At 58.1% G+C, this 7,778-nt stretch carries 8 protein-coding genes and 1 tRNA gene; 6 read left to right on the top strand and 3 right to left on the bottom strand.

Features of this window, described 5'->3' with window-relative positions:
• Positions 1-37 precede the first annotated feature (37 nt).
• The 4 genes from IJL83_00880 to IJL83_00865 all read left to right on the top strand — a co-directional run bounded on the left by IJL83_00880 (position 38) and on the right by IJL83_00865 (position 1,839).
• Positions 38-114 (top strand) — tRNA-Arg (locus IJL83_00880).
• A 314-nt stretch (positions 115-428) separates the two neighbouring features.
• Positions 429-1,067, top strand: a complete 639-nt coding sequence (locus IJL83_00875) for a helix-turn-helix transcriptional regulator (GenBank protein ID MBQ6552163.1) — start codon at positions 429-431, stop codon at positions 1,065-1,067.
• A gap of 37 nt (positions 1,068-1,104) precedes the next feature.
• Complete coding sequence (locus tag IJL83_00870) at positions 1,105-1,569, top strand: DNA topology modulation protein FlaR (protein ID MBQ6552162.1); 465 nt, start codon at positions 1,105-1,107, stop codon at positions 1,567-1,569.
• Positions 1,570-1,668: 99 nt separating this feature from the next.
• The gene (locus tag IJL83_00865; protein ID MBQ6552161.1) at positions 1,669-1,839 is read left to right on the top strand and encodes a hypothetical protein; all 171 of its coding nucleotides are present in this window, start codon (positions 1,669-1,671) and stop codon (positions 1,837-1,839) included.
• Between the two features lie 835 nt (positions 1,840-2,674).
• Here the strand turns inward: IJL83_00865 and IJL83_00860 are convergent.
• The 3 genes from IJL83_00860 to IJL83_00850 all read right to left on the bottom strand — a co-directional run bounded on the left by IJL83_00860 (position 2,675) and on the right by IJL83_00850 (position 5,741).
• Entirely contained in the window at positions 2,675-3,616 is a 942-nt protein-coding gene (locus IJL83_00860; protein ID MBQ6552160.1) for a hypothetical protein, read from the bottom strand.
• 156 nt (positions 3,617-3,772) lie between these two features.
• Positions 3,773-4,321 carry a dockerin type I repeat-containing protein gene (locus IJL83_00855; GenBank protein MBQ6552159.1) on the bottom strand — a complete coding sequence of 183 codons (549 nt, stop codon included), beginning with the start codon at positions 4,319-4,321 and terminating at the stop codon, positions 3,773-3,775.
• Positions 4,322-4,340: 19 nt separating this feature from the next.
• Positions 4,341-5,741, bottom strand: a complete 1,401-nt coding sequence (locus IJL83_00850; protein MBQ6552158.1) for a serine hydrolase — start codon at positions 5,739-5,741, stop codon at positions 4,341-4,343.
• 138 nt (positions 5,742-5,879) lie between these two features.
• On the opposite strand from IJL83_00850, the gene IJL83_00845 reads away from it, so the two are divergent.
• Together IJL83_00845 and IJL83_00840 are read left to right on the top strand one after the other, a co-directional pair.
• Positions 5,880-7,157 carry an O-acetylhomoserine aminocarboxypropyltransferase/cysteine synthase gene (locus tag IJL83_00845; protein ID MBQ6552157.1) on the top strand — a complete coding sequence of 426 codons (1,278 nt, stop codon included), beginning with the start codon at positions 5,880-5,882 and terminating at the stop codon, positions 7,155-7,157.
• Positions 7,154-7,594, top strand: coding sequence for a nucleoside deaminase (locus tag IJL83_00840; protein MBQ6552156.1), 441 nt, complete (start codon positions 7,154-7,156; stop codon positions 7,592-7,594). Before IJL83_00845 ends, IJL83_00840 begins: the two co-directional genes overlap by 4 nt.
• Positions 7,595-7,778: the final 184 nt, after the last annotated feature.

Genomic DNA, 7,778 nt, shown 5'->3' with positions numbered 1-7,778 from the left:
TTAGAATATATCCTCGGAGTTCGGAAAAACCGAAAACGCGCCCGTAGCTCAGCCGGATAGAGTGTTTGGCTACGAACCAAAAGGTCGTGGGTTCGAATCCCGCCGGGCGTGCCATCAAAAAAGCGTCTTTTGTCTGCCGACAAAAGACGCTTTTTTGAATGATGTTTGCCCTGACGGGCAAATGATGTTGGCTTCGCCAGTGATGTTGCCTTCGGCAATGATGTGTGCCTGCGGGCACATGAGGGCAAACATCGCATCATTGCGAGTGTAACGAGCGGCATCATTTCGGCGCCGGCCGATACATCATCAGCCGCCTGCGGCGTATAAAAGAACGAAAATCACAATTTGCAAAATAATATTTACTATCGTAAAATAATATTGACAAAACCGCCTTTCTGTGGTAACATAGAAGCGAAGGAGGCGGGCGTATGTATATCGATTATTCAAAGCTTTGGAAGCTCCTCGCGGAAAAAGGGCTTTCCAAAACCGATCTGATGCAGCTTACGGGCTTGAGCTCGCGCATCATCGCAAAGCTGAATAAAAACGCGACGGTGACGACGGATACGATCGCGCGGATATGCGCGGCGCTTTCCTGCGACGTTTCCGATATTATGGAGTGCGTCAGCGAAAACTCGCTTTCGCTGTATCAGTATTGCCGTTCTTTCGGTAAGGTGATCGAGGAGAACGAGAACGTAAAGAAGTACGCTTTTGTGTTTCGCGAGCGGAAATACGCCGTGTATATCACTAATGAGACCGCCACGAAAGCGACGCAGATCAAATGTGCGGATAACGGGGCAATCTATTGGCGGCAGTATCATATATCGTTCGCGCATATGTCGTCTTTCGGAACGAGCGCCGCCGGACCGTTGAACGACAACAAGGTCTTGGTGAAACCGGCCCGCGCTGCCGACGAGACCGCAATCGTGGTCATCAAGGGGAAGCCGTCGCTCATCTCCGGCCTCGACGAAGGGATATGGGTGTCCGCCGAACGCGGAAAAGCAAAAACGCCGAAGGACGTTTTCGTTATGACGGAAGCGCAGTTCAAGCTTTTTGTGCCGGAGCTCTGACCGCCACCGGCGCTCGATATGAAGCGGGGGTAACGATATGAAGATACGTATCATAGGCGGGCCGGGAAGCGGGAAGACCTACCTCGCGAAAAAGCTTTCCGCGCAGCTCGGGATACCGCACTACGACCTCGACGATCTGCAGTGGGATAACGAATCGGAAGGATACGGCGTGAAGCGCGATCCGCGGGAGCGCGACGCGCTGCTCGGCGGCATACTGCGGAACGACGTCTGGATCATCGAGGGAGTTTATTACAAATGGTGCGGCCGCTGCTTCGAAGAAGCGGACGAGATATACCTGCTCAGCGTTCCGCGGCGCAAATACAGATACCGCATCATCCGCAGATATATCCGACGCAAGCTCGGCATTGAAAAAGGCAAAAAGGAAACGCTCGGCTCGCTGCGGAAACTTCTGAAATGGGCGGATAAGTTTCAACGCGTGAACCTCGCCGAAATCAAAAAGATACTCGCGGCGTATCCGGAAAAGGTCAGAACGCCGCAATAAAACGCGCTTTAAAAAATGCAAATATTTCACGCGCATCCTCGGGATAACGGTTTCGTTTTTACACAGAATAGAAACGAAACTACCGAAGGAGGTCGTTTTATGAAGGGTACGATCAAAGGAGCCGCCGCGGGCTTCGCCGCCGGAGCCGCAATGGGCATGGTCGGCGGACTGATGCTCAAGAAGAAGCCGAAGATGAACAGCATCAAGAAATCCGCGGGCAAGGCGCTCCATGCGGCGGGCAACTTCGTCGAGAATATGCCGAAGTGGTAAATGCTTCCGCGCATAAGCGGCGCCGTCGCGGCAGATAATACTACCGACGGCGAAAAAGAATAAGTTTTGCGTTTGCGTGTTTCGCCGCCCGCCCCCGTCCGTTGACAGACGGGGGCGTTGTTATGCGCGGTGAAGCCTTCTCCTTGAGAGCAGCGAAGCGGAGGTCGCGGTGAAGCCTTCCCCTTGAGGGGAAGGTGGCGCGGAGCGCCGGATGAGGTGTAGCCGCGCAGCGGCGTACCGTAGGGACGAGCATCGCTCGTCCGCGGCTCCCCTGTGCAAGGGGAGCTGTCGCCGCAGGCGACTGAGGGGTTGTATCTGCGGCGCAGCCGCAATACCACTATGCGGAGCGTAATACCACTGCGAGCAACGCGAGCAATATCACTATCGCGTCAGCGATAATATCACCGCCGCCGCAGCCGGCGCGCCGTAGGGGCGCTCTCGATCGCCCGCGCATTAACGCAGTAACCTCGCGTTTTTGTCATCCTGAGCGAGCGCGGAGCGCGAGTCGAAGGATCTCGCGCAGCGAAGCGGTCGGTGTGTCATCCTGAGCGGAACGACCGCAGGGAGCGCAGTCGAAGGATCTTAAAGACGAGCTTTCCTTTTCGGCGGAAGCGCGTGTAAGAAAGCGAAAGATAACCCCCGTTTTTGACTGCGCACTTTTGGTATAACACAGCCGTTACCTTCAGGATCCTTCGACTGCGCGGCTTCGCCGCTTCGCTCAGGATGACAAACGCGCTGCGTCGCCGGCGATGCTTCGTATGATAAAGCTGCCCGAGTGCTCACATACATATAATAAAAGCGCCCGCGCTTGCGGACGCTTTTTTAATTTATCCGTTTATCTGTTATCTCTCCACGCCTGCAGGAACGCGTCGTAGTTCTCCTTCGGCGTGGCGTAGACGACGGCGTTGGAGTTGCCGAGCACGAAGGGGCTGCCTTTGCCCTGCGCGATAATGTCCGCGGTGGAGGCGTAGACCGCCTCCGGCGCGCCGGAAAGCATCAGCCCGCAGTCGACGTTGCCGCAGAGGCAGAGCTTGCCTTCCAGCGTTTCGCGCAGTCCGCTGACGGTTATTCCCGCGATCGGGTCGAGCGCCTGCAGGGCGTTGACTCCGGTCTCTACCGCCTTGTCGATTATCGGCATGATGTTGCCGTCGGTGTGGAATATCGGGATCAGCCCGAGCTCTTTGACTCTCGCGCTCCATCTTTTCGCGAAGGGCATAAAGAACGCTTCGAGCTGCTCGGGGTTGAAGTAGGGCGCGCGCGCGTCGGAAAGATCGCTCGGCAGGTATACGAACTCCGCGCCGGCGTCCGCCATCCGCCCGAGCTGCTCAAGCCCGTTCGTAAGCATATTCTCCGCGCGCTCGACTATTTTTTCGGGAGCGTCGTACATCATATACGAAAAGTCCATATATTCCTCGTTGTCCGGCATCGCCAGGCAGCAGCTGTTGCCGCCGCCGACCAGGAAGTCGGGCTCCAGCTCGCGCAGGAAGCGTATCAGCTTCAGCCGCGCGTCCTCCGGCAGCGTGTAGGGACAGTCCCACGGCATATCCGGCACCGAAACGGCGCCGAAGCCGAGCTCCTGCCCGACCTTCGCCATTATCTCCGCGTCGCGCTTCAGCGCGTCGTCCTTTTCACTGTCCGGAAGCGCGAGGAACTCGCCGCCGAAAACCGCTTTTTCATCGGAATACTTGTTCCAGAGGTGGAAGTGCAGCTCCCACAGCGGCACCTTCTCCGGCACGCCTTTGTTGAACGCGATCCGCGCGTATTCTTTTTCGCTCATAATCTCTCCCCAAAGCTCCGCCTCGAAGGCGGAGCTTGAAAAATGTGTATTGTGATTAAACGCTGTCATTCCGAACGAAGCGAGGAATCCTCTTCTTTATGCAAGCGGCTGCAAACGGCGGGGGATCCTTCGGGCTTCGCCATCAGGATGACAAACTCACAGCGAATCCGCCAGCTTCGCGGCAACGCGGAGTATCGCCAGCGCGTCGGAAACGGTGATTTCGCCGTCGCCGTCGGCGTCGCCTATCCTGATCGCGTCGTCGGTTTCCTCGGCGAGCTTCGCGGCGATGCGCAGCGCGGCGAGCGCGTCTGAAACGGTGATTTCACCGTCGCCGTCGAGGTCGCCCTTGAGGAATGAGGCGCCGGATTCCTTGAACATTATCAGCAGAGTGATGGTTTTGTAATCCTTTTCCACCGTGAACTCGATCGATTCCGGAGCGTCACCGTTGAATTCTTTATATTCTAACGGCTCTTCGAAGGCGCCGAGACTGCCGGATACCGAAAGGAGCAGGGTTTCATGGCCGGCGTCGGGATAGAAGGTGACGTTCAGCGTGATCTCCGTGTCGGTTTCGTAGACTACCTCATAAGACGCGGTGCCGCCGCCGTCCGTCGAGACGATAATCGGCGGCGTGTCAACCGCAAAAACGGCGACGGGAAGCGCCGCGGCTATGATGAGCGCGAGCGCGAGTGAAAGCAGTTTTTTCATAACATTACCTCCTGAATGATTATCTTCTGAAACTGCGTCTGTAATTTGTCTTTGCGCTCCTGCGCCGGCGGAAAGTGGTGCGGTGTCTGTTGCTGCGCGAGCGTCTGATGAGCATATAGATCACGAAGCCGATGAGCGCGGCGAGAAGCACGAAGAAGATTATCAGCACCGGAGTGGAAGAGAAGAACGCGCCGATATTAGTGAAGATGAACGAGAAGAAGTTGCGATCGACGCTCTCGTAAACGACGACGGAGCCGGTGGCGAGATCCACCGTGCCGTCTTCGTCGCGGTAGAAGAACTTGGCCGTGCCGGCGGGATCGCCCTTCGCGACGGGCGCGTCGAGGTGGTCGGGGATGTCTACGGAAACGAGCAGGCCGGTCGCGGTGCCTTCCGCGTTGTCGCGGTTGACGGTCGCGTCCGCGCCGTTGGGCATGACCGCGTAGACGTCCTCGGCAACGGCGAGCGTCACGTAGTCGTGGTTCCAGGCGTAGCGGAGCTTCGTTTCAAACTGCGCGCCCTCGCTCGAGCCGATCTTGACTACGGAGAGATTATCGAAGCACCACTTATAGAGCGCGATCGTGTCGTCAAAGGCGTAGTTGTTGCCCTTGCTGTCGCCGGAGGCGCCGAAGACAAGACAGAGGTATTCGGCTTCGCCCTTTTTGGCGGTGCTGACGAGGCAGCGGCCGGCGGGAGTCGTCGTGCCGGTCTTGCCGCCGGTGGCGAACTTGTAGTAATACTTGCCGCCGCGGTTAGCATCGATCAGGTAGTTGGTGGTGGAGAAAAAGCGCTTGCCGGATTTCTCCGTCGCCTCCGTCGCCACCTGCTTCATCGAGAAGAACTCGAGGAACGCGGGGTTCTGCAGCGCATACCGCGTTATGAGCGAAACGTCGCGCGCGGTGGTGTAGTGGTTCTCGTTGTGGATGCCGCTGGAGTTGACGAAATGAGTGCCGGTGCAGCCGAGCTCCGCCGCCTTTGCATTCATCAGATCCGCGAACGCCTCTTCCGAACCTGAAACGCGTTCGGCGAGCACGCACGCGGCGTCGCAGGCGGACTTGACCATGAGCAGCCCGAGCAGGTCGCGCACGGAAAGGCGTTCGCCGGCGAGCAGTCCCGCCTGCGAGCTGTATATGTCTATGTGGTTCAGCGCGGAGCGCGTTACCTCGACCTTCTCATCGAGATCGGGGCACGCCTCTATCGTGAGTATCGCGGTCAGTATCTTCGTCGTCGACGCGGGGAAGACGGTGTCGTCGGGGTTTACGCCGAATACTTCTATGCCGGTGTTGAGGTTGACGAGAAGAACGTGGTCGGAGGAAAGATCGATATCCGGCTTTTCAAAGAGCGCGGCGTTCGCGGCAAACGAAGGCACCGCCGCCAAAAGCATCGCCGCGGCGAACAATATACAAAAAAACCTCTTGCACATTCGCAATTCCTCCATTATAATAGCACTGAACGGCAATAAGAGCGTTCGGGCAATCGCTTCCAAATACGATTATATCATACCCGACGAATAATATCAATTATATTTTTTGGTATCCGACGCCGTCAGGAGATATTTTTTATGGAGAATTACAGTTTTGACACCCTCGCCGTCCACGCGGGATACGACGCGGAAAAAACAACGAAATCCGTGGCGGTGCCGATATATCAGACCGCGGCTTACAAGTTCGACAGCACCGAGCAGGCGCGCTCGATATTCGAGCTTGCGGAGGACGGATATATCTACACGCGCCTCGGCAACCCGACCGTCGACGTTTTCGAGAAGCGCATAGCTGCGCTCGACGGCGGCGTCGGAGCCGTCGCGGCGGCGAGCGGTCACGCCGCGATGCTTATGACCGCGCTCTGCCTCTGCAGGCAGGGCGACGAGTTCGTTTCGTCCGCTTCCATTTACGGCGGAGCGGTCAACCTCTTCGGCGTGACGCTTGCGAATATGGGCATAACCGTGCGCTGGGCGGACGTCAACGACGCGGAGAGCTTCCGCGCCGCGATAAACGAAAAGACGAAGTTCGTCTTCGTCGAATCCGTCGGCAACCCGACCGACGCGATACCGGATTTTGCCGCGCTTTCCGCGATATGCCGCGAAGCCGGAGTGCCGTTCGTCGTCGATAACACCTTCGCGACGCCCGCGGTATTCAGACCGAAGGAGGCGGGCGCGGACATAGTCATCTATTCCGCGACGAAGTATATCTGCGGCAACGGCACGAGCATGGGCGGAGTCACCGTCGACTGCGGCACCTTCGATTTCGGCGGCAACCCGCGCTTCCCGCAGTTCAACAAGCCCGACAAGAGCTATCACGATATAGTTTTCAGCGAGAAGTTCGGCAAGCTCGCGTTCCTCACGCGGCTGCGCGCGCAGATCCTGCGCGACGTCGGCGCGGCGCTCTCGCCCTTCAACGCGTTCATGCTGACGCTCGGGTGCGAAACGCTCTCCGTGCGTATGCAGCGCCACTGCGAGAACGCGCTCGCGGCGGCGAAGCACCTTGAGCAGCATCCGAAGGTCGCTTCCGTCGACTGCCCCGCGCTCGAGAGCAACCGTTACCACGCGCTGCAGCGGAAGTATATGCCCGCCGGCATCGGCGGCACCTTCGCCTTCGAGCTGAAGGGCGGCAGGGAAGCGGGCGCGCGCTTCATGGACGCGCTGAAGCTGATCTCCAACGTCGCCAACGTCGGCGACGCGCGCTCGATGGTGATACATCCGGCGTCAACGACGCATGCTCAGCTTTCCGCGGAGCAGCTCCGTGCCGGAGGCATAACCGAGGGGACGGTGCGCTTCTCCGTCGGCATCGAGGATATAAAGGACATAATCGCCGATCTCGATCAGGCACTTGAGAGAGTATGAAAAACGTATTTATGGAAGCCGCCGTCGCGGAGGCGAAGAAGGCCGCCGCGGAGGGCGAAGTGCCGGTCGGCGCGGTGATCGTGCGTAACGGCGAAATAATCGCGGCGGGACGCAACTGCTGCGAAGCGGACGGCGATCCGCGTCTCCACGCGGAGATGCTTGCGATCGGACGCGCCTGCGAAGCGGTCGGCGGCTGGCGCCTTTCCGACTGCGATATCTACGTTACGCTGGAGCCCTGCCCGATGTGCGCCGGCGCGCTGCTGAACGCGCGCATCCGCCGCATCTACTTCGGCGCCTACGACGCGAAAAACGGCGCTTGCGGCTCCGTCTGCGACGTAGGAACGATGGGCTTCACCCACAAGCCCGAGATTTACGGCGGGATATGCGCCGACGAGTGCGCGGCGGTGCTTTCGGAGTTTTTCGGAGAAAAAAGATAAACGGGCGTTTCGAAAGAAGGACGGCATACGCCGTCCTTCTATTTTTGTCAAAGGAAAACCACGCGATAGTCGCGTGGTTCAAAAGAGGTTAACCGATGAAAGAAACCTCCGTTTGTGATAAGATAGAAATGACCTGCCAGTCATGACTAAGAAACAAACGGAGGATTTCGATGTGGGAAAAGGG

This window comes from Clostridia bacterium (assembly GCA_017438525.1).
Lineage (GTDB): Bacteria > Bacillota > Clostridia > Oscillospirales > RGIG8002 > RGIG8002.
Note: the sequence above shows the minus strand (reverse complement) of the source record. Positions and strands in the feature narration are given on the sequence as shown.